The sequence below is a fragment of the Parasphingopyxis sp. CP4 genome (assembly GCF_013378055.1).
In the GTDB taxonomy this organism is placed as follows: domain Bacteria; phylum Pseudomonadota; class Alphaproteobacteria; order Sphingomonadales; family Sphingomonadaceae; genus Parasphingopyxis.
Window position 1 is genome coordinate 372,819 of the sequence record NZ_CP051130.1, and the last position, 24,753, is coordinate 397,571.

A 24,753-nucleotide genomic window follows, 5' to 3' on the forward strand; every position below is an offset into this window, starting at 1 on the left:
TTTTCTAACGCAGGGGTATCGCTAATGACGGACGGAAACGGCCATCCGGACATGGACTATAAGTCGCATGACAACACATATTCGGGCTTTCTTGGCCTTTTGAAGTGGGGAACGATCCTGTCTATTATCGCCGCGATTGCAGCCATAGTCGCCATAACTTGATAAGGGGCTGATCACTTGAAAATCGCCGTCCTGAATGAGCGGGATCCGCTCGAATCCCGTGTGTCTGCAACGCCCGAAAGCGTTAAGAAATTCTTGGCTCTTGGGGCTGAAATGGCCGTTGAGGCGGGTGCCGGTGATACGGCTGGCGTATCGGACGGTGAATATAGTGAGGCTGGTGCGACGGTCGGCGATCGCGCTGCGGTTATCGAAAATGCCGATGTAATTTTCTGTGTCCGCGGTCCAGACCCCGATGAACTCGCCTCGGCCAAACAAGGCGTGCGCCTGATCGGTGCGCTTGATCCGTTTAACCGGCGCGAGACAATAGATGCCTATGCCAAGGCCGGTGTTGAAGCGCTGGCAATGGAATTCATGCCGCGCATCACCCGCGCCCAGTCAATGGACATATTGTCGAGCCAATCGAATCTTGCCGGCTATAAGGCCGTCCTCGATGCGGCGGGCGAATATGGCCGTGCCTTTCCGATGATGATGACGGCCGCTGGCACAGTCACCGCTGCGCGCTGTTTCGTGATGGGGGTCGGTGTTGCGGGTCTCCAGGCAATCGCAACCGCACGGCGGCTGGGCGCACAGGTTTCCGCGACAGACGTGCGCGCTGCGACCAAGGAGCAGATTGAAAGCCTTGGTGCCAAGCCGATCTTTGTCGAGGAAGTCGAAGGGATCGAAGGCGAAGGCACGGGCGGATATGCAACCGAGATGTCCGAAGAATATCAAAAGGCGCAAGCCGAACTGGTGTCTTCCCATATCGCCAAGCAGGATATCGTGATCACCACCGCGCTCATTCCGGGGCGCCCGGCGCCGCGATTGATTTCGGATGAGCAGCTGGCCTCGATGCGGCCGGGCAGCGTTATCGTCGATCTTGCGGTCGAGCAGGGCGGCAATGTCGAAGGGGCGGTTGCCGGAGAGACGGTCGAAAGACATGGCGTGAAGATCGTTGGCAATCGCAATGTTGCCGGCAGGCTGGCTGCAGATGCATCGGCCTTGTTTGCGCGCAATCTCTACAATTTCCTCAGCGCGTTCTGGGATGAGGAGGCGAAAGCGCCGGTCCTCCCCGAGGATGACGAGATCGTTCAGGGTGTCACGCTGACCAAAGGCGGTCAGATCGTGAACGAACGGCTTACGGCGAATTAGGGACTTACCATGGACTTTATCTCGATCCTCTCAATTTTCGTGCTGGCCTGTTTCGTCGGCTATTATGTGGTGTGGTCGGTTACGCCGGCGCTCCATACGCCGTTGATGGCCGTGACCAACGCGATCTCCTCGGTGATCATCGTGGGCGCGCTTATTGCTGCCGCGGCTGGCGGTTTGGCTGGCGGCGAAGAGGCGAAATGGCTGGGCTTGCTCGGCATTGTCCTCGCATCGGTCAATATTTTTGGCGGCTTTGCTGTCACTCAGCGCATGCTGGCCATGTACAAGAAGAAGGAGCGCAATTGATGAGCGCTCTATCGCACACGGCTAGGGCCGGCCTCGCGCTTACGGCATTTGTGGTGGCTTCACCGGCGCTCGCCGCTGGCGGCGAGACCGCCGTCAATCCCATCGCCGCTCTCGCCTATCTTGCAGCCGGGGTGCTCTTCATCCTGGCGCTAAGGGGTTTGTCGAGCCCGGAAAGCAGCCGCGCGGGTAACCGCTTTGGCATGATCGGCATGGCGATCGCTGTCGTCACCACCCTGGTCACCCATGAGATTGCCAGCATCTGGGAAATCCTGATTGCGATTGCGATTGGCGGATCGATTGGCTTTGTGATCGCGCGCCGGATCGAGATGACGGCGATGCCGCAATTGGTTGCCGGCTTTCACTCGCTGGTCGGTATGGCGGCGGTATTGGTTGCCGCTGCGGCCTATCTCAATCCCGGGGCCTTTGGGATCACCGATGCTGAGGGGATCTTGCTTCCGGTTAGCCGCGTCGAAATGGGGCTGGGTGTCGCGATTGGTGCGATTACCTTCTCCGGCTCGGTGATCGCGTTTCTCAAGCTGAACGGGAACATGTCGGGGGCACCGATCCTGTTGCCGGGTCGCCACGTCATCAACCTGGGTACGATGGCCACTATCCTCGGGCTGATCGGCTATTTCTATTTCGTGCCGCAGCCCAATGTCGATACGCCCTGGTTGTTCTGGGTGGTGACGGGTCTGGCCTTTGCGGTCGGCTTCCTGCTGATCATACCGATTGGCGGGGCGGACATGCCGGTCGTCGTGTCGATGCTCAACAGCTATTCGGGCTGGGCCGCAGCCGCGATGGGCTTCACGCTGGGTAACACCGCGATGATCATCACCGGTGCGCTGGTTGGCAGCTCGGGCGCGATCCTGAGCTATATCATGTGCCGCGCAATGAACCGGAAATTCCTCTCCGTGATCGCCGGCGGCTTTGGTGCCGATGGCGGCGGTGGCGGCGAGAAAGGCGAGCGGATCGAGCGGCCGTGGAAAGCGGGCTCCGCCGATGACGCGGCCTTCCTGATGAAGCAGGCCGAGAAGATCATCATCATCCCGGGATACGGCATGGCCGTCGCCCAGGCGCAGCATGTGCTGCGGGAGATGGGGGACTTGCTCAAGGCGGAGGGTGTATCGGTCAAATATGCGATCCATCCGGTGGCGGGCCGCATGCCCGGCCATATGAACGTACTGCTGGCCGAAGCGAATGTGCCCTATGACGAGGTGTTCGAGCTTGAGGATATCAATAGCGAGTTCGCCCAGGCCGATGTCGCCTTCATCATTGGCGCCAATGACGTCGTGAACCCGGCCGCAAAAACCGACCAGAGCTCACCCATCTATGGCATGCCCGTGTTTGACGTCGACAAGGCCAAGACGGTGTTCTTCATCAAACGCTCGATGGGCGGTGTGGGCTATGCCGGGGTCGATAATGAGGTCTTCTACAACGACAATACGATGATGCTGTTGTCCGATGCGAAGAAGATGGTCGAGGAAATCAACAAGAATCTCGGTTGATCGCGCCGCGACTAAATCATGCCGTCAGCGGAACGATTGATGCCGCATACCGTTATCTTGCATGAGCGAATCTGTGCAGAGGAAAGTTGCCATGCGTAAACTGGGCCTGATTGGCGGGATGAGCTGGGCCTCGACCGCCATCTATTATGAGAAGATCAACCGCGGCGTCATGCAACGGCTCGGCGATCGGCACAGCGCGCATCTCCTGATGGAGAGCTTCGACTTCGAACCGATTGCCCAGGCTCAGACGGCCGGCGAATGGGACGCGCTCGGCAACCAGCTCGCCGATAGCGCACGCCGGCTCCAGACCGCAGGCGCCGACGGCATCGTCCTGTGCTCCAACACCATGCACAAACTCTATGGACCGCTTTCCGATGCCGTCGATGTGCCCGTGCTCCATATCGGCGATGTCACCGCCAAGGCCATGCAGGACGCCAATGTCAGCCGCGCGGCCCTGCTCGGCACCCGGTTCACGATGAGCGAAGGGTTCCTGCGCGATCGGCTGAAGAGCCACGGCATCGATCTTGCCATCCCCGATCCGGAGCGGATGGCGGAGATTGATCGGATCATCTTCGAAGAACTGGTGATGGGCGAAGCGCGGGTTGAATCCAAACGCACGATGAAGACCTTCATCGCCAATCTTGAAAAGGCCGGGAATGAGGCGATCGTCCTGGGCTGCACAGAATTGGTGATGGTGGTTAACCCGACCAGCAATGTCCTGCCGATCTTCGACACGACCTCATTGCATGCCGAAGCCGCGCTGGACTGGATCCTGAGCAGCGACTGATTGCCCAGCTTCGCTATGGACATCACCATTTCGGTGTAACTTCAGGAGCCGGCCAAGCTGACTTTTCGGATGTAAATCCGGCGATTCCCGCCATTCTCGCTAACTATCTGCAATATAATTGCTTTATTGCGGATCCTGTCCGTTCGCCATAATGGATCATATCGCGCTTTCTCGCTCCGCATCGGTGCGAATATAGCGAGGATCGGGCCAGCGGAGAGCCCGAGCGGAGAAGCTATGCCACATTCACTATCGGTACCCGAGGAGCGCGGCCTGTCTCCATCCGTTTTGATTGTCTCGGATAGCCAAAATGGCGAGGATCAATGCCGATCATCGGTGGATGCCATTGGCGGGCGGGTGATCGGCGTCGAGAGGCCGGAGGGAGCCCGGCGGCAGATCGATGAAAAAATCGTCTTCGATGTCGCGCTTGTCGATCTGAACGAAGACCATGGGCCGCAACTTGACGAACTGTTGCAGGACATTGAGCGTGCAGCGCGCGCCGGCCGCTATCGCAGCGTGATTAGTGTCCCGATCGAACTGGTCGATATCGTCGATGCCCATATCGAGCATCCGGACATCGCCTTGCTCTGCGCACCGGGTCAGGTCGATCGCGCGGCCGCGCTGGGGCTTGCCACGGCAGGACACAGGCTCACGCTTCGGGACATTGGCGGCGAACGCGGCAATGCGCGTTTACGCAGGTTGAGCGAAGAGGCCGCCCGTATTGCCTCTGCGCTGGCCGATCTCTCGCATGGCGATGCCCCATCCGTCGCGCCGGGAGGCAATGCGCTGGGCGAAGCGCCCTTTGCTTTTCACGCCGAGCCTGTTCGAACATATCGGCTCGGCGCCGAAGATATTCGGGCGATAATCCGGATGCGGCGGAGTCGGGATCGATTTTTCGATGCGGAACTCTTTGCCGATCCTGCATGGGATATGCTGCTCGATCTGATGGCTGCGCGTATCGAGGGTCGCCAGGTCGCCGTGTCCAGCCTGTGCATAGCCGCCGCAGTTCCGCCAACCACCGCACTCCGCTGGATCCGCACGATGACCGATCGCGGCCTCTTCGTCCGCCGATCCGACCCCCGCGACGGCCGCCGCATCTTCATCGACCTCGCCGACGAAGCGGCCGAGGCGCTGGACCGCTGGTTTGCCGAGGTGCATGACAATGGCGACGTCCTGCCGAGTTAATTGGGGGAGGGGGATGGATCCGTTACGACGAGAGTCCGCTTTTGGCCGAAAGCGGACATTTGAGTTGCGGTCACACAGATAGCATTCTCACAATTAGCCACACGCCCACACCAGCTATCGCCAATCGCGCAAGAGCCGAAAAAATGTATCGGCGACCTTCTCGGAAATGAGGAATTTCAAAACAGACAATAAGGAGATTCCATGCAACATAAACTGCAATGAAGATCAGAACTATAATCGTTGGAATGTTCACTGATTATGTTCCTTCATTCGCTTGACTCCGCCACAAAAGTCGTGCGCTCCGCTTACGTTGCAGACGGAAGAATTTCGCAAAGGTCAGCATCAGGTCGACAATTGCACGTAGCCCAACGCTACGACCATCCAATCAGAATTTTGATGATCCAAGCGACTAACGCGGCATTTAGAAACAACACCGGTACGGCTAGTGGTAGCCAATAGAACCAAAATCGAACAGGGTTTTCAGATCTATGCGGCGGCCAGCTTCTACCGCTGGCTTTTCTCGTATAGGAGAATGGTCGACCGGTTATTCCGGCTCGAATAATGAAATAAGTCGCGGCGACCCATCCGACGACTAACAATGCTGTCCAAATGTAGCCGAGAATATCTGCCATACTGGCAGGCTATGTCGGATGTTTAACGTCCGCAATGGGTGGAAAGCGGACGTTCCGCTTCTGGCCGATAGCGGACATTGGCGATCCACTAGATTGTGGTACTTGTTGCCCTGCTCAGTCGGTGAGAACATATCCGAAAACTCGGGTCGTCCCTTCAGAGCACAATAGGTGTCGAATTGTCAGTGGTACGACCGAGGACGGTCATTGGATCGAAGATCAAGATGAAAAAAGATACGGCCAGGAATCTGGCTTTCGCTATAATGACCGGTACAGCCATGATTTTCCTTATGGCCGTTGGTGCTGTCCTCTACGATTGGTCGTTGTTGATTGAATTTTGGGACGTCTTTCTGACATTTTTGATCATTCCATGGGCGATCTGCTTCTACCTGTTGTGGCGCGCACATCGAACGAACCCAGAGTGAACGTCAGCAATCGATGGTTAGCGGACCCTAAGATCTCACGGATAGATATATCCAAACACACCCCAGATTTCTTTGATATTCCCATGCTCTGCTCTCCAGCGCACAGACCAAAGCGTTCTCATCACCACGCCATGCGTTAGTGTGGCATAGCTACAGTCTTCGTGAGATCGGTCGATCCGGAACCCTTGGCTTCTCAATTCTTGGATCAAATCCGCTTCGCTTGTTCCGGGTGAAAACTCAGATTTCACACGCCGGTCGAGTTCTTGCGTTCCCTCGCGAACGTCAGAGGGGAGGCCTTGTGCGATTGCAGGTGTTCTAGGCCAAGGCCAGCGCATTCAAGTATAATGCCCTCGCACTCGAATGTCCGCAATGGGTGGAAAGCGGACCTTCCGTCGCGTAAGGGGACGGTATGGAAAGTCATAGTGTTGAACCCGTCTCGATGTTGCGTTTTGTCTTGGTTTATCTTGTCGTGAAACTCGTAGCAGCTGGCGGACTGACGCTCTATTTCCTTACGACGGGAACCGAGCTTTTCACTTCCACCATTGGTATAACCATAGCAGCAGTTGGACTCGCCATGTGGTGGTACGTCAAAGCAGTTAATCGACCGATGCTCGGGTCGGAAATTTTAAAGTTTTCCTTAGGCACAGCGCTGACCGACGTTTTGCTCAGTGTGTTGTGGGGTATTGGCTCAATATGGCTGCTAGATCTTACCTTCACTTGGGAAGGCGTCGGAGCCGTACTCGGAGAAGGCTTAGATGTGGATACCACGAAGCTTTTGGTGGTCTCCGGCTTGGTAATCGGATCGATCCAAGTTTTTGCAATAAGTGCATTATTCGCCTGGCTAATCTCAAAAAACCTGCCGAAGAAAGTAGATTAATCTACCGCTTGCCGACATCTGAAGCCGGTATAGAATTGAAATTTTCAGCCCCGGTGCAGGGTAACCGTCGCCAACTCAGACAACGACCGCAATGGGTGGTTAGCGGACGTTTCCGCCGCTGGCCGAAAGCGGACGTTCAGTACCCCGTTCCCAATCAGCCTCTTCCGTTCGGTTAAGCGCGCGCCATACTCATCTCACTTCGGTGAATCTGCCGAACCGTAGATCTACGCAAATCGCATTTCCAAGATAGCATCCTGCGTCAAACACCATTCGAATGGTCACCCCAGCTGTGCCATCTGAGTCGGCAAAACGTCCAGGTGACGTAAACACCACAAATGGGGTCTGTTCGCTGTCGAGGGGCAAGCAGCGCTCTAGGCAGAACGGGAATGATTCCGAAAACCCGTTATCAAACGGAAAAATCTCCGTCGTAACTATTGCGCCATCATTGCTGTGGGGGTCTTCGATCACCTGATCGATTGTTATCTCATCTACGGCTTGAGTGCTGGCAACTCGATAGTCCACGTCGTTCGCTGCACAGGATTGCGACAGACCTGTAGCGGCGATGATGCTCCCAATTCGATATGCTGACACCCGTTCTCTCACGAATGCGAGAATAGGCGACCGGTGCGACGGTCTGCAACCGGTGGATAGCGGACAATTGTGTTGATTATTGAAGCCATTTACACTGACGTAATGTGGCGATTTTTATCGATCCTCATTTTGTCTGCTGCCCTGGGTAGTTTGATCTCAACCTTCATTATGTCGTTTCTCATTGCCGGATTTGTGGAAGCAGTTTCATCTCCAATCCGAGCTTTCTTAGGAGTTTCGGTATTCACGATGGTTTTCACAATTCCTGGTACATTGATGCTGTTTGGTTTTCGGACAGAACTTGACGAACGGGGAGTGGCAATTCCGGCAACCAATGTGCTGTTGCTGGTATTTGGAACGTTCGCCGGCGGTTTGATGTTGCTGCTGCTATTCCAGGGCGCGATGCCAATTCGGTTTGGGGCGCTCTACGGATTTGTAACAACCGCGGTGTTCATCACGTTAAAATCAAGGATCGGGGACCGATTGTTTGTCAAACAATAGGATGTCCGCGATGGGTGGGAAGCGGACAAAATTGTTCAATCATACTTTGCATCAGCATCACCGGCTGAAATGGCGTTCAGTTCGGGAGGGCCACCACCGTGCATCTCGCTGTGCGGAAAGGTTAGCTCCCAGAAACGACCGTCATTGGGATCTTGATACAGAATGTCCCATCCAGAAGTGGATCGACGACGCTCGATCAAGTGATCGCTGATGAGAGACCTAATCCTCTTGCAAGTCTCATCCTCGACAGTTCGATCGCTCGAAGAGTCCCATCGTCCGGATATGTTCGTCTCGTTGCGCGAAATCTGATCCATCCGGAACCAGTATTTGTTTTCAATGGTGTCTGCAAAGGGTGGTTAGCGGAATTGCTTTGCAATGCGCATCGGATGGTCCGGGTTTCGGCGAATGAACGCATCAATCTCGCGTAGTTCGTCGGGGTATTTTTCGCCGCCTGGATAGCTCCGATAACTCCAGAATCTGAATCCCGCGTTCCAGAGTTTGCGGACCGCTGTCCACTTGTCGACTTCTCGTTTCTTGGGCGCACTAAAACTCCGTCCCATCATCGCCAACGGTCTTTGGCATTCCGGGCAAACATGCTCACGCTCCTCGCTGCGCTTCCAAGACTTGCGGCATTGAAAACATGCATGGGAGGTCAAGTAGTCTGGGCCTCTGTGCAGCCGCGGTTCCGGGGGCGGAGTGATCACTCGATTGCCGATCTTGCGCCGTAGCTCCATCCGTTCCTGTTTGCCGATTTTTTTAGACATGGAGGAATATTGGCCTACAATCTTAGCGTCCGCAATGGGTGGAAGGCAGACTCATTTGCTGATCCTTCTCAGTCAAAACTCCAGGCAATATCCGCCGGCATAGGGTTGTATCGATCATGGCTGTGGCAGACATATCTGATCGCTGTACTTTCCAGCTACCAATTCGCTATGGGCCCTAGGTGGTGTCTGCCATGATTTACGATAGTCTAGCGATATGAACTATCTGAAGCGCATTTTGATGGCTCCGAGAATGGCTTACCATTTCACAAAAGCTGGTATGCTGATGGATCGAGGGAACTACTCGAGATGCATCGACCAGATGAGCCGAGCCTTTTCGCTCATCGACGATCAAGAGGCACGGAAACCCAAATATTTTCAGTTTGATATACGAATGGCCCAGGGGGCCTTAGGAGATCGGAATCATCAACTGGCGACATTGCATATTCAAAGGGCTTTACGAAAGATCGATGAAAGTCGAAGACTAAATCAAGATGAGAAGATCTACATCGCCAAATTTTGCGATGTGCTGCTTGCGGCTGCAAACTCAGAAACCCGATCTGGAAGCGAAGCAAAACGACTGAACGTCATTAATGTTAGGCGGCATTTGAAGGTAGAGTATCCTTTAAATCTATAGCGAAGCTCGAAGCTACAGAATGTCCGCAATGGGCGCAAAGCGGACATTCGATTTTAGTCCGACACATATCAGTCAGTCTAACCGGGACCCTTAACGGCATACACCCAAGCTGCGGTGTTTGCGCCCGGGATATTCTCAGGCCCCCCTTGGGACTCCAAAATCCGTGCATCTCCGCCGCTAACCGCTCCGTTCGGCGAAACGCCTATTGACGCCTTCGCGAAATTCCCTAAAAGCCCAGCGTTCCGCAAGGAAGGGCGCTTAGCTCAGTTGGTAGAGCATCTCGTTTACACCGAGAGGGTCGGCAGTTCGAGCCTGTCAGCGCCCACCATTCCTAGACAGTTCTGATCGTTTCACGCCGCGCGCGCACGTACGGCGTTGGCCGCGCTTTGGTGCGGCTTGTCTCAGCGCATCCGGGAAAAAATGTTGCGGCGTGGGAGGGAGGTGTCCGGTCAAGGGGAGCCGAGGGATGGGAGATGGCTGTATCAACCAAAGGACCTGCAACGCCGCAACACCATTGTTATGCCCGTTCGGTGCCGCTCATCCTACATGTCCTTTGGACCATGTCGCGCGGTGAGCTCCTGGTCGCTCAGCACGGACTGAATTGCCTATAGACCCGCCTCGACAGCGGTGCGGATCATGTCGGCTGCGGTCGGCGCTTCGAGCCGTTCCATCAGCAAGGCCCGGTGCATCTTTACCGTCCGCTCGGTCACGCCAAGCTCGTGCGCAATCTGTTTGTTCAGCAAACCCTCCGCGGCGAATGTGAGGACCTGGCGCTGGCGCTCGGACAGGTTCTTGACCGCATCAACGGCGGCTATACGGCGCGCGGTCGATATGCTGCCGGCTTCATCTGGAATCTCGACCTGCGACCCCAGGAAATAGTCGAGCTCATCCGCCTGGTTGTAGATCGGCGCGACGAGCACGGCGTTGCGGAAGGGTGTGCCGTCGCGTTTATAGTTGAGGATCTCGACCAGTACGGAGGTCTTTTCGCGGACACCGCGGCGGATTTCCTCGGTCAGCCAGGGTTCGGTGCCCGGGCCGGATAGGAAACGGCAGTTGCGGCCGATGATTTCCTCCCGCGGATAGCCGGTCAGCTCGCTGAATTTGTCATTCGACGCAACGATAGGATTGTCGGGGAGACGCGGATTGCTGATCACCGACGCCACTGGGCTGTTGGCGATCATCTGCATCAGCTCTGCGTTCGGCTCATCCGGAACGGGAAGGGGATTCCCTGTATTCGTCACGCATACCTCCACGAGCGACTATAGATTGCAGGCAAGAGACGCGGCAAGGCTCGCTTGCGAATATTCGCGCGGGCCGCAGATCGCCTAAAGCGCGCGGACGAGGCGCGTGGCGACACCAATCCAGCTGGGATCCTTGATCACCTGCTGGCGTCCACCAGCGCCATGGGGGAGCAGCTGCAGGCGCTCGCCCTCTCTCCCGATCAGGCGGCCGAACAGGAAGCGACCGGCCGGGCGCGGGACAAGCACATCCCGGTTCAACGCAGTCGCGAAGGCATCCGGATCCAACCGTTCGCACCAGATTTCGTCACCGGCCCGATAGTCGCCAATGCCGCCATCGACCTGGATCGCCACCATCCCAGGCGAGGGGCGAGGGGGCGTGAAACGCGTCGCGTGGCGCGGCGCCTCGGCGCCATTGCCGTCGAGCACCGCCGCGACGGTCAGATCCGTCTGCTCCGGCAATGTGACCAGATCTGCCGCCTCAACGCCCAGCGCATCGGCAATGCGATTCAGCCAGGCCACCGAAACGGTCCGCATGCCGGTCTCCAACCGACCGATCGTTTGTGCGGTGGTGGGCGGATCGCAGCGGTCAGCCACTTCCTGCAGCGTCAGGCGCTTGGCTTTGCGGATTTCGCGGATTGTCGTGATCATATTGGCCTATCCTCGACGAACCAAATTGGTTTTTATCTGTCCTACACTATTGCCGAAATGGCAAGGTCGATTCGCAGGGATTGGAAGGCAGTCAGGAGAGCTGGAATGGCGGGGAAAAGTCTATCGCGGGGGGCGGACCCAAGAGTGCTTGTCGAGCGGCCGTTACCCCAAGATGGACGATTGCGGGTCCATGATAGCGCGCCCAGCCATCCGGCTCGCAAGGCGCGGTTGGCCCGTTCGGTAACCGTCAACCTCGCGGAATCGCCGCTCAGCTGGCTGCATGCGCGCGGCCATATCACCGCGCGCCACTTTGACGCGGGGGAAGCGCTACGGCGGGACTATGAGCTCTCCCAGCTCGCGCCGCGCACCACGATGCAATGGGATGCACCGCCGACCAGCAAGATCGCGCGCGCCGCGCCGGCTGTGCTCAGTCCGAGCGAGGCTCAGTTGGCCGCGAAGCGAAGATTTGATGATGCAATGCAGGTGCTGGGCTCCGGACTGGATGATATTGCCTGGCGGGTTCTATGTGCGGGCGAAGGCCTTAAGGGCGCGGAGAAGGAGATGGGCTGGCCTAGCCGCTCGGGAAAAGTGGTTCTCGTCCTCGCTCTGGATCGACTGGCCAGCCATTATCGCCTGCCGGATTAGCGCATCGTTTTTTCGCAACGCTGGTGCGTTTTTACATGGGTTGCGATGGGGCATCGCTGTGCTAGCACCTTCTGATCCCCTCTCTCTGAATCTGGAGTTTTCGATGATTATCTATGGCGTCTCTCTTTCTCCCTTTGTCCGCAAGGCCATGGCATTTCTCCACGAAAAGGGCATCGACTTTGATCACCAGCTCGTGATGCCCGGCGCCGATGATCCGGAGTTTCGGGAGAGTTCGCCCTTTGGGAAAGTACCCGGTTTCCGGGATGGCGATTTCACATTGTCGGATTCCTCCGCGATCGCTCATTATGTGGAAAGCAAGTTCCCCGATCCGGCACTGATCCCGGCCGATCCCGAAGCGCGAGGCAAGACGATCTGGTTCGATGAGTTTGGCGATACGATGCTCGTTCCAGCCGGTGGCGCGATCTTTTTCAATCGCGTGGTTGCAACGATGATGGGGCAGGAAGGGGACGAGGCTGCGGCTGTCACGGCCGAGCAGGAAACCCTGCCGCCGCTGTTGGCCTATCTCGAAGGACTGCTCGCCGATGAGCCAGACTATCTGGTCGGCGATAGCATCACGCTGGCCGATATTGCCGTGGCTGCGCCATTCAAGAATCTGGAATATGGCAAGGCGGCAATCGATTGGGATGCTTACCCGAAAACCCGGGCCTATACGGATCGCATATTGGGGCGTGACAGCTTCGCCAAAATTCTCGCCATGGATGCGGCCATGATGGGCGGCTAGTTGCGCCGGCCAGTGATTTCCTCAAAAGCTGTGTTTGACTGTGCGGCCATTGCGGCCTGCACATAGAGCAAGCTGGGGTGGAATGATGGTGCGTAAATTGGCAATCGGGATTGTGGCGATTCTCGCAATTGGCGGTATTCTCGCGCTCGGCCTTTGGGCGACGTCACCAGACCCACAGGGCAATCCGGCATCGTTCGAAGATGGAGACCTCGTGCCATCCATCCGTCCGCTCGATGAGGCTGTCACCCTGGCCCAGATCGAGCGGCCGGGCGGCAATATCGCAACACTGATCGTGCTGGATTTCGATGCGACCGAAGCGTCGGTGATCGACCTGCAGGCGTTGGGTGCCGACGCAGCCGATAGCCCGTTTGAGGCACTCGCCAGTATCGATGCATCGACGCTGACAGAGCAGGTGGCAGCGATTACCACGCGCGAAACCGTTGCGATTGCGGACCTTCTACCCGCAGCAGGAGGAGGCGATCGCCACATCGCAACGGGCACCAATTTCCCCGAACATGCCGAAGAAGCATCAAGCGACAAGGTGTTCAACTTCCCGAAATTCGGCTTGGCGACGCCGGCGCGGACAACCGTCACGGCCCGTCCAGACATGCTACTCGATTATGAGATTGAGATGTGCATGATCTTCGATCGTCCCATTCGCTCCGTCGAAGATTTCGACGCAGCAGAGAAGGGCTTTTTCCTGTGCGGTGACTTTACGGATCGCGCGACGCTGGTGCGCCTGGTTGATCCCGACAATCTCGATTCCGGTCATGGTTTTAGCGATGCAAAGAGTGGGCCGGATTTCTATCCGTCAGGGCCCTTCCTCGTCATTCCGCGCGACTGGCAGAGCTTCATTACCGAGGAACGGATGACGACCGCGGTGAATGATGACCCGCGGCAGGACGCCCGTGGCGGGGAGATGACGCTCGATTTCCGCGAGCTCACGGCGCAGGCGTTGGATGACATGGATCAGGCCCGGTTTCTCTATCAGGATTCCTATCACCGGCTATCACCGGTGCCCTATATCGCGACCGGCATGACGCTGATGTCTGGAACATCAGAAGGGGTGATCTTCACACCACCAACGCGCGGCGACATCATCGAGGGCGCTGTCTGGCATTTATTCTCAGGCAGAATTTTCTCAGGCGAAACCGTGACGTCCTCAGTGATCGAGGTGTTTCTCGCCAATGAAGTCGAGTCTGGTCAGTTTCTGCAGGCGGGCGATACCGTCCATTATCGATCACGCTCGATGGGCGATATCGTCATCGAAGTGGAGTAGAAGATCGACCGCTAGAAGATGTAGCGCAGGGCAATAAATCCGCCGACGAGCAGGATGCCGGCGAGAACCGTCAGAATGGCAAAATATTTGTCGATGAACGCTTTCATCGGCTCGCCAAATTTCCAGAGCAGGATGGCGACGAGGAAGAAACGCGCGCCGCGGGCGATGATCGCCGCGAAGATAAGCACATGCAGCGGCATGGCCGTGGCGCCTGCCGCGATGGTGATCACCTTGAACGGCAAGGGTGTGAAACCCGCCAGCAAGACGATCAGCCAGCCTTGTTCATTGAACGCGCTCGCAAAGCCCTCAAATTCCTCGCCGAGCCCATAGAGATCAAGGATCGCTTGTCCGACCGTTTCGAACAGGAAATAGCCGATCGCATAACCAAGTAGCGCACCGATAACCGATGCAATCGTGCAAATCAGCGCATATCGGAGCGCGCGGTCCGGTCGCGCCAGGCACATCGGCAGCAGCATGACATCGGGCGGAATCGGGAAGAAGCTCGATTCCACGAACGAAATGCCAGCCAGCCAACGCTCGGCCTTTGGATGCCCGGCTTTCTCAAGCGTCCATTCGTAAAGACGTTTCAACATTGCCGCCCCTTATAGGTGCGAGCGGTAAAAGGGAATCGTCTTTGTCATCGCGATCATCAACCCGCCGCTATCGCCGGATCAATGCCCCGGCGCACCGCTGACATCTTCCAGCAGCTCTTTTGGCGTTTCGCGACCATGGTCCGTGCCAGCCGCGCGTTCACCGCGGGCGAGAGCAAAGATCACGCCCGACAATGCCATCAGCGCCACGATATTCGGCAACGCCATCGCGGCGTTCGAAATATCGCCGAGGCGCCAGATCGCATCAAGTGGGGCGAAGGAGCCGACAAAGATCACCAGGCACCAGACTATCCGCCACAACAGGTGCAGTCTCAGCTCGCCCTGACGGGTGGCGCCCGGCAGCTGATCATAGAGATAGGTGATCGCCCGCTCGCCATAATAGGACCAGGTGAGCAGCGTCGTGAACACGAACAGCAGCAGCGCGATTGACGCGATCAACGTCCCGATCGGGATATTGAACACCTCAAGCGGGAAGGCCGCTGCATAGGCGCCTGACGTCATCGCAAAACCTTGCAGATCGGACTGCCAGGCATGGGCGACAGCGACTTGCTGGCCATCGACCGTTGCGGTGAAATCGCCGCCGACGGTGAGCATGACCAGCGCCGTCATCGTGCAGATGACGATCGTATCGATAAATGTCCCCATCATCGCAAATCGGCCCTGCGCCGCGGGATCATTGGTCTGGGCGACGGCATGGGCGATCGCTGTAGAACCCTGACCGGCCTCGTTCGAGAACAGCCCGCGTGCCACACCGGCGCGAATGGCCATCATGATCAACGCCCCGGTAAATCCGCCCGTAGCGGCGTCGAGCCCAAAGGCGTTCGTAAAGATCAGCGAGAATGTCTCAGGGAGATATTCTGCGTTGAGGATCAGCGCGATAATCGCCATCACGATGTACAGCCCAGCCATGAACGGCACGACCGTTTCGGCCACCTTGCCGATCGATTTGATGCCGCCGATGATAACGATGAACACCGCGATGGCCGCAATCAGCCCGCCGACCCATTCTTCGAAGCCGGTCAATTCACTGACGCTGTCGCCGAAACTGTTGGCCTGGATCCCGTTACCGGTCACCACCGCCGAAAACAGGGCGCCGAAACAAAACAGGATTGCGAGCCATTTCCATTTCGGCCCCAGTCCATAGGTGATGTAGCTCATCGGACCGCCGCGATAGACGCCGTCCTCAGTGCGCTCCCTGAACCGAACGGCAAGCGCGCCTTCGCCGAACGCCAACGCCATACCGAACAATGCGGTGATCCACATCCAGAAGATGGCACCTGGGCCGCCCAGCGTAATGGCGGTCGCCACGCCGACCAGATTGCCGGTCCCGACCTGGCCTGAAAGGGCAGTTGAGAGTGCGGCAAAGGGCGAAATTTCGCCTTCGCCCTTCTTGTCCGATTTCTTGAATATGCCGGCCAGCGAACTGAATAATTTGCGCAAGGGATAGCCGCGCAGCCCGATCATCAGATAGAGACCCGCGCCGAGAAGGATCGCGGCCATCGGCGGAATATTATAGCCGAAGACTTGCATCACCTCTTCGCCATTCCAGGTGCCTACCCAGATGAAATCGCTCACATTGGTGATGTTGTCGATAATCCGCGTACCCAGCGAAACCGGTGCATCTGCTGCCATGAATCTACTCCCTCGACCTTTTCGGTGTCACGCAGATCCACCCCATCTGACCGCGCCCGTTGTTATTGCGCAGTGGTTTAGCGCAACTGTCGCCCATGTAAATGTGAAGTGCGCACAGTCATATTCTCAACCCCACCAAATCCACCGCTCTTGACTCCGCGATCATATGTAATAATGTAATTACATGATTACTGATTCGGATCAGGCAGATTTGGCGATGGATGCGGTGTTTCATGCACTGGCGCATGGGGTGCGGCGGCGGATTTTGGATCTGTTGCGGGATCGGCCGGGGCAGGGCGTTGGCGAACTCGCCAAGGGCTTCGATGTCAGCCGGATCGCGATCATGAATCACCTGGCCGTTCTCGAAAAGGCCGGCCTGGTGGTCAGCGAACGCGATGGCCGGGTGCGTCGGCTCTATCTGAATGCCGCACCGATCCAGATGATCCATGATCGCTGGACTGATGAGTATAGCGCGCTGTGGGCGGGCCGGGTCACCGGTCTCAAATATGCCGCTGAGGCAGCTGCGCGAAAACAATCAAGCGAGAGGAAAGGGAAATGACGAGTATGACGGGCGAACCATCCATGGCGGACACCAACGCAAAGGCCGAGCGGGCCTATTATAAAGTCCATATCGAGGCACCGATCGAAACGGTCTGGAATGTGCTCGTGACGACGGATGAAGTGTTGCCATTCTTCTTTGGCGCCGTGTGCCGCACGCCCAATGGCCTGGCGCCCGGCGAGCCGATGGCCATGCAGACCAAGGATGGGAAGTTCGCCAGCGTCGTCGGCAAGGTGCTCGAATTTGATCCGCCGCACCGATATTCGCACACCATGATGTTCACCAACATGGACGATCCAGCGAGCACTGTGACCTATGAACTGAAAGAAGCGGATGGCGGCACGGAGTTCACCTTGATCACCGACAATGTTCCGGCGGGCACCAAATCGGAAAAATCCATGGCGCAGGGCGGCCCGTTCATCACGGCCAATCTCAAATCGCTGGTCGAAACCGGCAAGCCATTGATGAGCGGCCGGATGGTGATGATGCTCGGGCCTTTGATGGGCTGGTTCACACCGAAAGTCTGTCGCGCGGAGAACTGGCCCTTTGACCGGATCAGGGGGTTTTGAGGGCCATCATCCGCTCTTCCGTCACCCTGAACTTGTTTCAGGGTCCACCGCTCCATCGGCACCGGCATATCGGGATGATGGGTGGATGCTGAAACAAGTTCAGCATGACGATGCGATGAACTGCATTGAACAAAGGGAAACAGGGAAGAGGGAAATGGCTACACCGGAAGAACAAGCCGCATCGATGATTGCGAATATGCCGGAAAAGACGGGCAAACCGCTCGAAGACTGGGTGGCAATTGTCGCTAAAAGTGGCGCGGCCAAACATGGCGAGATCGTCAAACTGCTCAAGGCTGAGCATGGCATGACCCATGGTTTTGCGAACCTGGTCGCGCATAAGGCACGCGAGGCCGCTGACGGGGGCGGGGAGACTGATCTGGTCGCCAGCCAATATGCCGGACCGAAAGAAGCACTCCGGCCGATCTATGACGCTATTGCTGATTTTGTGGAATCGCTCGGATCCAATGCGGAGCTTGCGCCCAAGAAAAGCTATGTCAGCCTCAGGCGGTCCAAGCAGTTCGGCCTGGTCCAGCCAAGCACTCGCACCCGCGTAGATCTCGGGATAAATCTCAAGGATGTCGCGCCGGTTGGCCGCCTCGAATCCTCGGGCGGCTTTAACGCTATGGTCAGCCATCGAATTCGGTTGGAAAGTGCCGATGATGTGGATGACGAGGTCAGGGAATGGCTACGCATCGCGTACGAAAACGCATAGTTACAATCGCTTAATGATCCATTTCCGGAGTATTTCTCAACGGCTCGTTAACCAGGCCTATCAGCATAGTTTCAACTATGTTCGGCGATACTTCGCAGATGACAGTGATCTGGAGCCAATCGAGCTTTAAGATGGGGCCGTTTCCCTATCGGGCGCCGCGCAAGCCGTTGCTCGCCTATGCTGATATTTTCGGCGGCGGCAGGCATCTTGGTGCTGTCCAGTTGAACAATCTTTCAGCGGACGGCCTTGGCGGCAACGGATTGTCATATCGCTATTCGGAAACCTTGCAGGTCCAGCTGTCAGGCATCGGGCAGATCGGTGCCAAGCTGGTCTGGATTGATGGCATGAATTTCGGCCTCAAATTCGATGAGAAAATCCGCGTCGATGCGTTCGATCTCGGTGGCCCCAATTCGGGCGCACAGCCTTTTACCCTGACCCAGGTAACTGCCGGGCTCGGTCATCAGGATGATCACATCTTTCCTGATGTAGAAGGTGAGGGCTGTTTCGTGCGTACCGATGGCGGAAAAATCGACGTCAATCGCGGCTAGCATTCCGCCCGTCATTCCCGCGCAGGCGGAAATCGATAACGGCTTGCGCTGAGGCCTTCAGCAGGAGATTCCCGCCTGCGCGGGAATGACGCAATCAGGCCAACCCTGACACCCATAATCGCTACTGATGACGCGCTATGTCTACCGCCCCTTCCCAACCCCCTTATTTTTCCTCTAGATAGCGCAGAATTGGGAAGGCCCGGGGGGGCAAACAGGGGGGTGTTTCAATGGCGAATGACTTTTCGCAAGTCGAAGCATTTGCGGGACTGGACAAAAATGGGCTGGAAGCATTGCAGAATGCGGCCAAGCCAATCCCGGTCAAGGGCGGGGATTACCTTGTTCGCTACGGCGAAGAAGCCGACACGCTGTATCTCGTTTCGACGGGACGCTTCTATGTTCAGCTCCCCAATGGCCGCGTGGTTGCCGAGATTGGTGCCGGCGAACCGGTTGGCGAGCTCGCCTTCTTCTCTGGCGGCGTGCGAACGGCCGATGTCCGCGCCAGCCGCGACAGTACGGTCTATCTGCTGAGCCGCGCTGCCTATGATGAGGTGGTATCCGCGCATCCCGCAATCGCCGATGCGATTCTTGCGACAGTTTCGTCCCGCCTTGCCGTGGCCACACGATCGGCCAGTGCGATGGAAGCCAAGCCCGGCCGCGTCGTCGCACTGATCCCGGCGGCTGGATCAGCCTTGCCTGACGGGTTTGCCGATCGCCTCTGCGCGGCGCTGGGGCGTCATGATGAACCCCGCATGGTCAAATATTCCGATCGTCCCGACGGATTGTCCGCAGATAGTGAAGGCTTTGGCCGCTGGCTTGGGGAATTGGAGCGCAGCGCGAAACGCGTGATCCTGGTGGCCGGCGATGATCCGGAATGGGACCGGGCCATTACCCGCAACTCCGATGATCTGGTGATCGCCGCGCCGCTGTTCGATGAGCAATCCGAACGCAGCGAGCTGGAAGATTATGCGATTCCGCTATTCCTGCGGGCCAACCGGACGCTACTGCTGTGGCGCGACAAGGAAGCCCAGGAAATCGAAGGCAGCGGGCGCTGGCTCGATAGCCGCAATGTAAAGCTCCACCATCATATTCCGCTCGATAGCGAACCCGCCTTTGCGCGTGTCGGCCGCTTCATGGCCGGTTGCGCCAATGGTGTAGTGCTCGCCGGCGGCGGTGCGCTTGGTTGCGCGCATATCGGTGTGATGCAGGGATTGATCGAAAATGACATCCCGATCGACTTTTACGGCGGCACCAGTGCCGGTGCGGCAATGGGCGGTGCGCTTGCTCAGGGCCTGACTCCGGAACAGACGATCGTGCAAATGCAGGATATGTTTATCGCGAAAAAGGCGATGAAGCGGGTCACGGTGCCGGTGCACTCGATCCTCGATCCTCGGGTGTTCGATGAGCAGCTCGAGCTCAGATATGGCAATAAGGATATTGCCGATCTGCCGTATAATTTCTTCGGCGTATCGACCAACCTGTCGACCAACAGCGTCTATATCCATCGCCGCGGGCCGCTCTGGCATGCGGTGCGGGCATCGGGATCGCTGCCAACTATCCTGCCGCCCTTCATTACGCGCGAGGGCGATATCCTGGTCGATGGCGGGGTGCTCGACAATATTCCGGTCACGATCATGCGCGAAGCCAAGGCCGGCCCGAATGTCGTGGTCTCGCTGCGCTCAGATGCGGGCGAGGAATGGCGGCTTGAGACCAAATATAGTTCGCTGCGTTCGCGCGGAAAGCTGCTTGCCGATGTGATCTTCCGGCGCAAGCCCAAGCATGAATTCCCGAGTATCGTCGAGATCATGTCGCGATCGATGGTCGTCTCCAGTGCCAGTGCGGTGAACAGCAATCTCAGCCAGGCCGATGTGTTGCTGACCCCGCCGATCCCGGAAACCATGAAGATCCTCGACTGGCATCTCGGCCGCGATCTCAGCGAGTCCGCCCGCCAATATACAGCGCAACGGATCATGGAGCATGAGGCGCTCGGCGAAATGAAGGACGTGCTCTAGCCAAAAAAGAAGCGGGCATGCTGTGAGGCCGCCCGCTCCGAGGGGAGTAGCTCAGTGTTGCGTGCGGGCGATTACCGTGCCGGCGCCAGCTCGCCCGTTTCGCTCGCCTGTTCGGCGTCGGGCTTGGCAACCGACTTGGCAAATTCAGCGGCATATTCTGGATGCTCGGTGCCCATCAGCTTGTCCCACCAGGTGAAGTAGAAGCCATAATTATGCTTGAAGCTTCCCGAATGGTGGAGGTCGTGATGGGTCGTCGTGCTGATCCAGCGCGTCAGAGGAGTCTTCAGCCACCAGCGGGCATGCAGCTCCAGCCCGGCATGGCCCATCGCGTTGCGGATGATCATCAGGCCGAGGAAAGCGGAGATCACGGTTACCGGGGTCGGCACGAAGAGGAGCCAGATCGGCAGGAAGGCAAACATCACCAGCGCTTCGGGAACATCGAAGGCATAGGCAGCGAACGGCGTTGGGGTGACCGAGCGATGATGGAAGCGGTGGAAGGTCTTGAACAGCTTGGGATGGTGCATCATCCGGTGCGTCCAGTAGAAATAGGCGTCATGGCCGACCAGGATCGCGGCAAAAAGGCCAAGATCGATGGCCCAGCCATAGCTGCCACGAATATCGTAGAAGATGCCGACCTGGTCACCCGCGACTACGAAGATGCCCATGAAGACAAATATCGCACAGCTGCGCAGCGAGGCGAAGAACTCGCGGCGATAATCGGCCGAGCTTGCCACCCGGTCCTGGATCTGGCGATAGGCCCAGCCCGTCCGCTTGGCGGCCCAGACAATCGCGGCGATCAGGGTGGCGGCAATAATGTAGCGGCCAAAATCGAACAGGATCATATTGGGCAATGCGCCGATGCCGATCTGGATCGGCTCAGGCAGCAGGGCAAAAATCGGGTCGGTCGGCATTGGGGCTCTCCCATGTGAATTGGTGGAGCCGTTATGCCGCTAGACGGGTAGTGATTCTCGCCCGGATCGGAACCAGGCTAGCCGGATTTCGAAATCGGCTAGAGACTAACGCACTGAAATAATGCGATTATCGGATATTGGCCCGATTATTCGCTGGATGGTCCGTCAAAGGAGAGCAAATCGCCGGGCTGGCAGTGGAGCTCCCGGCAAATTGCTTCCAGGGTCGAAAAGCGGATCGCCTTGGCCTTGCCGGTTTTCAGGATTGAGAGATTGGCGATGGTGATCCCGACGCGATCGGCGAGCTCGGTCAGCGTCATCCGATTGTCGTGGAGCAGATCGTCGAGCTTGACGGTGATTGTCATTATACCGTCCCCTCGAGATCATCGCGCATCTCGGCGCCCCGTTCGAATACCCGGGCGAGGACGAACAGGACCAGCGCGAGGACGAAGCCGCCCAGATCAAGGTCGAGGCCGCTGGGTTGGCCGGATATCTCGTCCATCCGCGCCTCAAGGAATATCACCGGCAGCGCGATCAGCTGAAAGCCGAGGGCGAGCCAGCCCATATTGCGCAGCCGCGTCGCGTTGATCGCGGCAAAGGGATCGCCTTCGCCCACCGACTGCACGATCCGCGTCAGCAGCCGGAAGAAGAATATGCCGAGCACGACGCCAACCAGGGCAGTCGGCACGAGCAGCCAGAAGTTCGTCTGGAAGGCGGCAAGGTCAACGCCCGGATATTCGCTCAGCAGGGCCGGCGATCCGTTCGTCATGTCATAGCCGACCAGCGCCATGCCGATCACCATCGCGACGCCCGCGAACATCAGCAGGAAGGTGATCGCGCGGGTGGCGAACAGGGTGAAGCTCAGCAGCGAATCCTTGGGGGGTGAATCCATGGCGATATCCTTTGTCTCAATATTGAAAATCAATATTGCATTTATTGATAAATAACAAGTGATATATTGATAAACGATAAAAGATGTGTATCTTGGCCGCGACTCGCAAAGGACACAGACCATGACGACAGCCGCCCAAAGCCCCGCAAATCCGCCCCAAACCGCCACCGAAACCGGCGCTGAGCCGGGCAGCATGAACCGCTGGCTGATCATCGCGGAGGTGCTCGCCTTCGTCGCGCTGGCCCTCGGCTCCCGCTATGTGATGAGCCTGTTCTTCTGGCGCTTTGCCGGGCCGGTATCGCTGATCTTCACGCTCGGCATTCTCACCGTCTATCTGCGCGGACGGGGCATCGGCTGGCGTGATCTGGGCGTGCGCCGCTTGCCCGGACTCAAAGCCAAGCTGTGGGTGATCCCGCAAACGGTGCTGACAGGCATGGTGTTTTTCGGAGCGGTCGCAACGGTGCTGATCGGTGGCCCGGCGATCGGACTCGATTTTATTGGCCAGGTGCCGGACACGGTCGGCGATCGCTTTGGCGATCTCGAGGGGAACCTCCCGCTCTTCCTGCTATGGCTGGCAATTGTCTGGACCGCCGCGGCTTTTGGCGAAGAGATGTTCTTCCGCGGCTATCTGATCACCCGCCTCGAAACCGCCTTCGCCGATATCCGCTGGGGTGTCGTGCTCGCCATCCTGCTGCCCGCGATGCTGTTCGGTTATGGCCATTATTATTATCAGGGATTGAGCGGTGTCATTGTCACCGGCGCGATCGGCCTGGTGCTCGGCATCATGTTTGTGTTGTTCCGGCGCAATCTATGGCCGGTGATCCTCTGGCATGGGATTATCGATACGATGGCCTTCACGGCCATGTTCATGAACTGGGATATCTAGATCCCGATAAGCACCCAATCGACGGCCAGAGGTGAGGGGGACGCCCGGCCGTCGATTGGGGCATGGGCTCAGGCAAGGTTGACAGCCGGGCCAATCGCCGCGGCAATGCAGAGTGCGCTGAAGGTGAAACCAGCAAGCGTCGAAAAAAGCGTCCGCTGCATCGTGGAAAGGTTATAAGTCATTTTCAGTCTCCTGTCGGTGTTGACGGGAGCTGTTTCGCCTATCGCGACGGGCATTTCTCTCTCGGCTTCGAACGCGACCAGCCGGATTTCGAAATCGATAGGTTCAGAAAAGCCCGGAATTCAGCCGATCTTGGCGGCGCGATACTGGCTGGGCGTCATTTCCTCGGCATCGCGGAACGCACGATTGAACGGGCCGAGTGAACCAAAGCCGGCATCCAGCGCGATCGTCAGGATCGGCACATCGCGCTGCTCGGGATCGGCCAGCGCCGTGCGCACCTCCTCCAGCCGATAGCTGTTGAGGAAGGCGGCAAAGTTGCGATGGCCGAGCTGGCGATTGATCAGCCGCCTTAAGCGATATTCCTGCGTGTCGAGCCGCCGGGCGAGTGCGGCAATAGTCAGCCCGTCTGCGCGCCAGGCGAGTTCGGAGGTCATATGCGCCTCAAGCTTGGCCGCAAGCTCGGTATCGAGCTCCGGCTTGGCATCGCTGGTATCGGCATTGCGCTGGGGCGAACCGAACAGGTCTGCACGGTTGGTCGCCAGGATCGCAACGGCCGAGGCGAGCGCCAGGAAGAAGATGCCAAGGATCAACCAGGAGCGCGCGCCATTGGTCGACAGCACAAAGCCGGGGCGCATGCCGATCTCCACGGTGAGCACCAGCAAGGTGTACACACCGATTGCCCCAACGCCCCAAAAACGGAGCCGGCGGCGCTCTTCAATCAGGTCATCGCCGCGTCCGCGCCAGGCGACATAGAGCCCAAGCGCCACCAAGCCGATCGCCGCAGCGCGCCCCAATATTCCAGTCGGGAGGATCCAGGGATCCATGTCGAGCCACAATATCCAGGCATGGACATGCATGCAGGCCACGGACAGCCCGACAATTGCCCAGCTGCGCCACCCCGGCCGTTCATCATTGAACCAGGCCCGGGTCAGCAGCCAGAACATGCCGGGCGCTGCATTGGAACCGATCTCGAAGACCCAATCGGTGAAGGAGGGCAGGCCATCCCCGCCCGTCAGCCGAATTGTCGCAATGACATGGCAACAGACGGACGCCAGGAAGACGATCCCGATGCTGCCGGCATTGGTATGGCGATGATCGCGCCATAAAATGACGATCATCAGCAGGAGGATCCCCACCGAACCACCGCGCGCCACCAGGTCAAAATCCGCCATATTCTCCATGCCGCTTA

At 57.8% G+C, this 24,753-nt stretch carries 28 protein-coding genes and 1 tRNA gene; 19 read left to right on the forward strand and 10 right to left on the reverse strand.

Going from position 1 to position 24,753, the window contains the following annotated elements; translation table 11 throughout:
- Positions 1 to 24 precede the first annotated feature (24 nt).
- The 8 genes from HFP51_RS01800 to HFP51_RS01835 all read left to right on the forward strand — a co-directional run bounded on the left by HFP51_RS01800 (position 25) and on the right by HFP51_RS01835 (position 8,105).
- Positions 25 to 162, forward strand: a complete 138-nt coding sequence (locus HFP51_RS01800) for an aa3-type cytochrome c oxidase subunit IV (protein ID WP_176874054.1) — start codon at positions 25 to 27, stop codon at positions 160 to 162.
- Positions 163 to 177: 15 nt separating this feature from the next.
- Complete coding sequence (locus tag HFP51_RS01805) at positions 178 to 1,308, forward strand: Re/Si-specific NAD(P)(+) transhydrogenase subunit alpha (protein WP_176874057.1); 1,131 nt, start codon at positions 178 to 180, stop codon at positions 1,306 to 1,308.
- Positions 1,309 to 1,317: 9 nt separating this feature from the next.
- Positions 1,318 to 1,611, forward strand: a complete 294-nt coding sequence (locus HFP51_RS01810; protein WP_176874058.1) for a proton-translocating transhydrogenase family protein — start codon at positions 1,318 to 1,320, stop codon at positions 1,609 to 1,611.
- Positions 1,611 to 3,116, forward strand: a complete 1,506-nt coding sequence (locus HFP51_RS01815; RefSeq protein WP_176874059.1) for an NAD(P)(+) transhydrogenase (Re/Si-specific) subunit beta — start codon at positions 1,611 to 1,613, stop codon at positions 3,114 to 3,116. Before HFP51_RS01810 ends, HFP51_RS01815 begins: the two co-directional genes overlap by 1 nt.
- Before the next feature lie 91 nt (positions 3,117 to 3,207).
- On the forward strand, positions 3,208 to 3,903 hold the full coding sequence (locus tag HFP51_RS01820) for an aspartate/glutamate racemase family protein (RefSeq protein WP_176874060.1): 696 nt from the start codon (positions 3,208 to 3,210) through the stop codon (positions 3,901 to 3,903).
- A 234-nt stretch (positions 3,904 to 4,137) separates the two neighbouring features.
- Entirely contained in the window at positions 4,138 to 5,085 is a 948-nt protein-coding gene (locus HFP51_RS01825; protein WP_176874061.1) for a MarR family transcriptional regulator, read from the forward strand.
- A gap of 1,463 nt (positions 5,086 to 6,548) precedes the next feature.
- Positions 6,549 to 7,016 carry a hypothetical protein gene (locus HFP51_RS01830; RefSeq protein WP_176874062.1) on the forward strand — a complete coding sequence of 156 codons (468 nt, stop codon included), beginning with the start codon at positions 6,549 to 6,551 and terminating at the stop codon, positions 7,014 to 7,016.
- A 663-nt stretch (positions 7,017 to 7,679) separates the two neighbouring features.
- Positions 7,680 to 8,105, forward strand: a complete 426-nt coding sequence (locus tag HFP51_RS01835) for a hypothetical protein (protein ID WP_176874063.1) — start codon at positions 7,680 to 7,682, stop codon at positions 8,103 to 8,105.
- A 35-nt stretch (positions 8,106 to 8,140) separates the two neighbouring features.
- Here the strand turns inward: HFP51_RS01835 and HFP51_RS14780 are convergent, their stop codons facing one another.
- Together HFP51_RS14780 and HFP51_RS01845 are read right to left on the reverse strand one after the other, a co-directional pair.
- Entirely contained in the window at positions 8,141 to 8,419 is a 279-nt protein-coding gene (locus tag HFP51_RS14780) for an Imm27 family immunity protein (RefSeq protein ID WP_176874065.1), read from the reverse strand.
- A gap of 42 nt (positions 8,420 to 8,461) precedes the next feature.
- A complete protein-coding gene (locus HFP51_RS01845; RefSeq protein ID WP_176874067.1) occupies positions 8,462 to 8,869 on the reverse strand; it encodes a hypothetical protein in 408 nt (135 codons plus the stop codon).
- A gap of 214 nt (positions 8,870 to 9,083) precedes the next feature.
- On the opposite strand from HFP51_RS01845, the gene HFP51_RS01850 reads away from it, so the two are divergent.
- On the forward strand, positions 9,084 to 9,503 hold the full coding sequence (locus tag HFP51_RS01850) for a hypothetical protein (protein ID WP_176874069.1): 420 nt from the start codon (positions 9,084 to 9,086) through the stop codon (positions 9,501 to 9,503).
- 252 nt (positions 9,504 to 9,755) lie between these two features.
- Positions 9,756 to 9,831, forward strand: a tRNA-Val gene (locus tag HFP51_RS01855).
- Positions 9,832 to 10,108: 277 nt separating this feature from the next.
- Here HFP51_RS01855 and HFP51_RS01860 read toward each other — a convergent pair.
- Together HFP51_RS01860 and HFP51_RS01865 are read right to left on the reverse strand one after the other, a co-directional pair.
- A complete protein-coding gene (locus tag HFP51_RS01860; protein ID WP_176876487.1) occupies positions 10,109 to 10,684 on the reverse strand; it encodes a LuxR C-terminal-related transcriptional regulator in 576 nt (191 codons plus the stop codon).
- A 144-nt stretch (positions 10,685 to 10,828) separates the two neighbouring features.
- Complete coding sequence (locus tag HFP51_RS01865; RefSeq protein ID WP_176874071.1) at positions 10,829 to 11,392, reverse strand: helix-turn-helix domain-containing protein; 564 nt, start codon at positions 11,390 to 11,392, stop codon at positions 10,829 to 10,831.
- Positions 11,393 to 11,497: 105 nt separating this feature from the next.
- On the opposite strand from HFP51_RS01865, the gene HFP51_RS01870 reads away from it, so the two are divergent.
- From HFP51_RS01870 to HFP51_RS01880, 3 genes are all read left to right on the forward strand, one after another.
- The gene (locus HFP51_RS01870) at positions 11,498 to 12,037 is read left to right on the forward strand and encodes a DUF6456 domain-containing protein (RefSeq protein ID WP_255454770.1); all 540 of its coding nucleotides are present in this window, start codon (positions 11,498 to 11,500) and stop codon (positions 12,035 to 12,037) included.
- Positions 12,038 to 12,140: 103 nt separating this feature from the next.
- The gene (locus HFP51_RS01875) at positions 12,141 to 12,779 is read left to right on the forward strand and encodes a glutathione S-transferase family protein (RefSeq protein ID WP_176874073.1); all 639 of its coding nucleotides are present in this window, start codon (positions 12,141 to 12,143) and stop codon (positions 12,777 to 12,779) included.
- 82 nt (positions 12,780 to 12,861) lie between these two features.
- On the forward strand, positions 12,862 to 14,058 hold the full coding sequence (locus tag HFP51_RS01880; RefSeq protein ID WP_176874075.1) for a fumarylacetoacetate hydrolase family protein: 1,197 nt from the start codon (positions 12,862 to 12,864) through the stop codon (positions 14,056 to 14,058).
- 11 nt (positions 14,059 to 14,069) lie between these two features.
- Here HFP51_RS01880 and HFP51_RS01885 read toward each other — a convergent pair whose 3' ends face one another.
- Together HFP51_RS01885 and HFP51_RS01890 are read right to left on the reverse strand one after the other, a co-directional pair.
- Positions 14,070 to 14,651 (reverse strand): YqaA family protein, encoded by a 582-nt coding sequence (locus HFP51_RS01885; RefSeq protein ID WP_176874077.1) that lies wholly within the window; start codon positions 14,649 to 14,651, stop codon positions 14,070 to 14,072.
- Positions 14,652 to 14,729: 78 nt separating this feature from the next.
- Positions 14,730 to 16,301 carry a sodium:alanine symporter family protein gene (locus HFP51_RS01890; RefSeq protein ID WP_176874079.1) on the reverse strand — a complete coding sequence of 524 codons (1,572 nt, stop codon included), beginning with the start codon at positions 16,299 to 16,301 and terminating at the stop codon, positions 14,730 to 14,732.
- 184 nt (positions 16,302 to 16,485) lie between these two features.
- Between HFP51_RS01890 and HFP51_RS01895 the strand changes: the two genes are divergently transcribed.
- The 5 genes from HFP51_RS01895 (at position 16,486) to HFP51_RS01915 (ending at position 20,698) form a co-directional block, all read left to right on the forward strand.
- Entirely contained in the window at positions 16,486 to 16,860 is a 375-nt protein-coding gene (locus HFP51_RS01895) for a helix-turn-helix transcriptional regulator (protein WP_218135318.1), read from the forward strand.
- Positions 16,857 to 17,429 carry an SRPBCC domain-containing protein gene (locus HFP51_RS01900; protein ID WP_176874081.1) on the forward strand — a complete coding sequence of 191 codons (573 nt, stop codon included), beginning with the start codon at positions 16,857 to 16,859 and terminating at the stop codon, positions 17,427 to 17,429. Before HFP51_RS01895 ends, HFP51_RS01900 begins: the two co-directional genes overlap by 4 nt.
- 154 nt (positions 17,430 to 17,583) lie before the next feature.
- Positions 17,584 to 18,141, forward strand: a complete 558-nt coding sequence (locus HFP51_RS01905; protein WP_176874082.1) for a DUF4287 domain-containing protein — start codon at positions 17,584 to 17,586, stop codon at positions 18,139 to 18,141.
- 98 nt (positions 18,142 to 18,239) lie between these two features.
- A complete protein-coding gene (locus tag HFP51_RS01910) occupies positions 18,240 to 18,689 on the forward strand; it encodes a hypothetical protein (protein WP_176874083.1) in 450 nt (149 codons plus the stop codon).
- A gap of 227 nt (positions 18,690 to 18,916) precedes the next feature.
- A complete protein-coding gene (locus HFP51_RS01915; protein ID WP_176874085.1) occupies positions 18,917 to 20,698 on the forward strand; it encodes a patatin-like phospholipase family protein in 1,782 nt (593 codons plus the stop codon).
- Positions 20,699 to 20,769: 71 nt separating this feature from the next.
- Here the strand turns inward: HFP51_RS01915 and HFP51_RS01920 are convergent, their stop codons facing one another.
- The 3 genes from HFP51_RS01920 to HFP51_RS01930 form a co-directional block, all read right to left on the reverse strand.
- The gene (locus HFP51_RS01920; RefSeq protein ID WP_176874087.1) at positions 20,770 to 21,609 is read right to left on the reverse strand and encodes a sterol desaturase family protein; all 840 of its coding nucleotides are present in this window, start codon (positions 21,607 to 21,609) and stop codon (positions 20,770 to 20,772) included.
- Between the two features lie 146 nt (positions 21,610 to 21,755).
- The gene (locus HFP51_RS01925; protein WP_176874089.1) at positions 21,756 to 21,971 is read right to left on the reverse strand and encodes a helix-turn-helix transcriptional regulator; all 216 of its coding nucleotides are present in this window, start codon (positions 21,969 to 21,971) and stop codon (positions 21,756 to 21,758) included.
- Entirely contained in the window at positions 21,971 to 22,498 is a 528-nt protein-coding gene (locus tag HFP51_RS01930) for a DUF2975 domain-containing protein (protein ID WP_176874090.1), read from the reverse strand. The genes HFP51_RS01925 and HFP51_RS01930 overlap by 1 nt, the downstream gene beginning before the upstream one ends.
- A gap of 121 nt (positions 22,499 to 22,619) precedes the next feature.
- Between HFP51_RS01930 and HFP51_RS01935 the strand changes: the two genes are divergently transcribed.
- On the forward strand, positions 22,620 to 23,384 hold the full coding sequence (locus HFP51_RS01935) for a CPBP family intramembrane glutamic endopeptidase (protein ID WP_255454771.1): 765 nt from the start codon (positions 22,620 to 22,622) through the stop codon (positions 23,382 to 23,384).
- Positions 23,385 to 23,686: 302 nt separating this feature from the next.
- On the opposite strand, the gene HFP51_RS01940 is transcribed toward HFP51_RS01935, so the two are convergent.
- On the reverse strand, positions 23,687 to 24,736 hold the full coding sequence (locus HFP51_RS01940; protein ID WP_176874092.1) for a helix-turn-helix domain-containing protein: 1,050 nt from the start codon (positions 24,734 to 24,736) through the stop codon (positions 23,687 to 23,689).
- Positions 24,737 to 24,753: the final 17 nt, after the last annotated feature.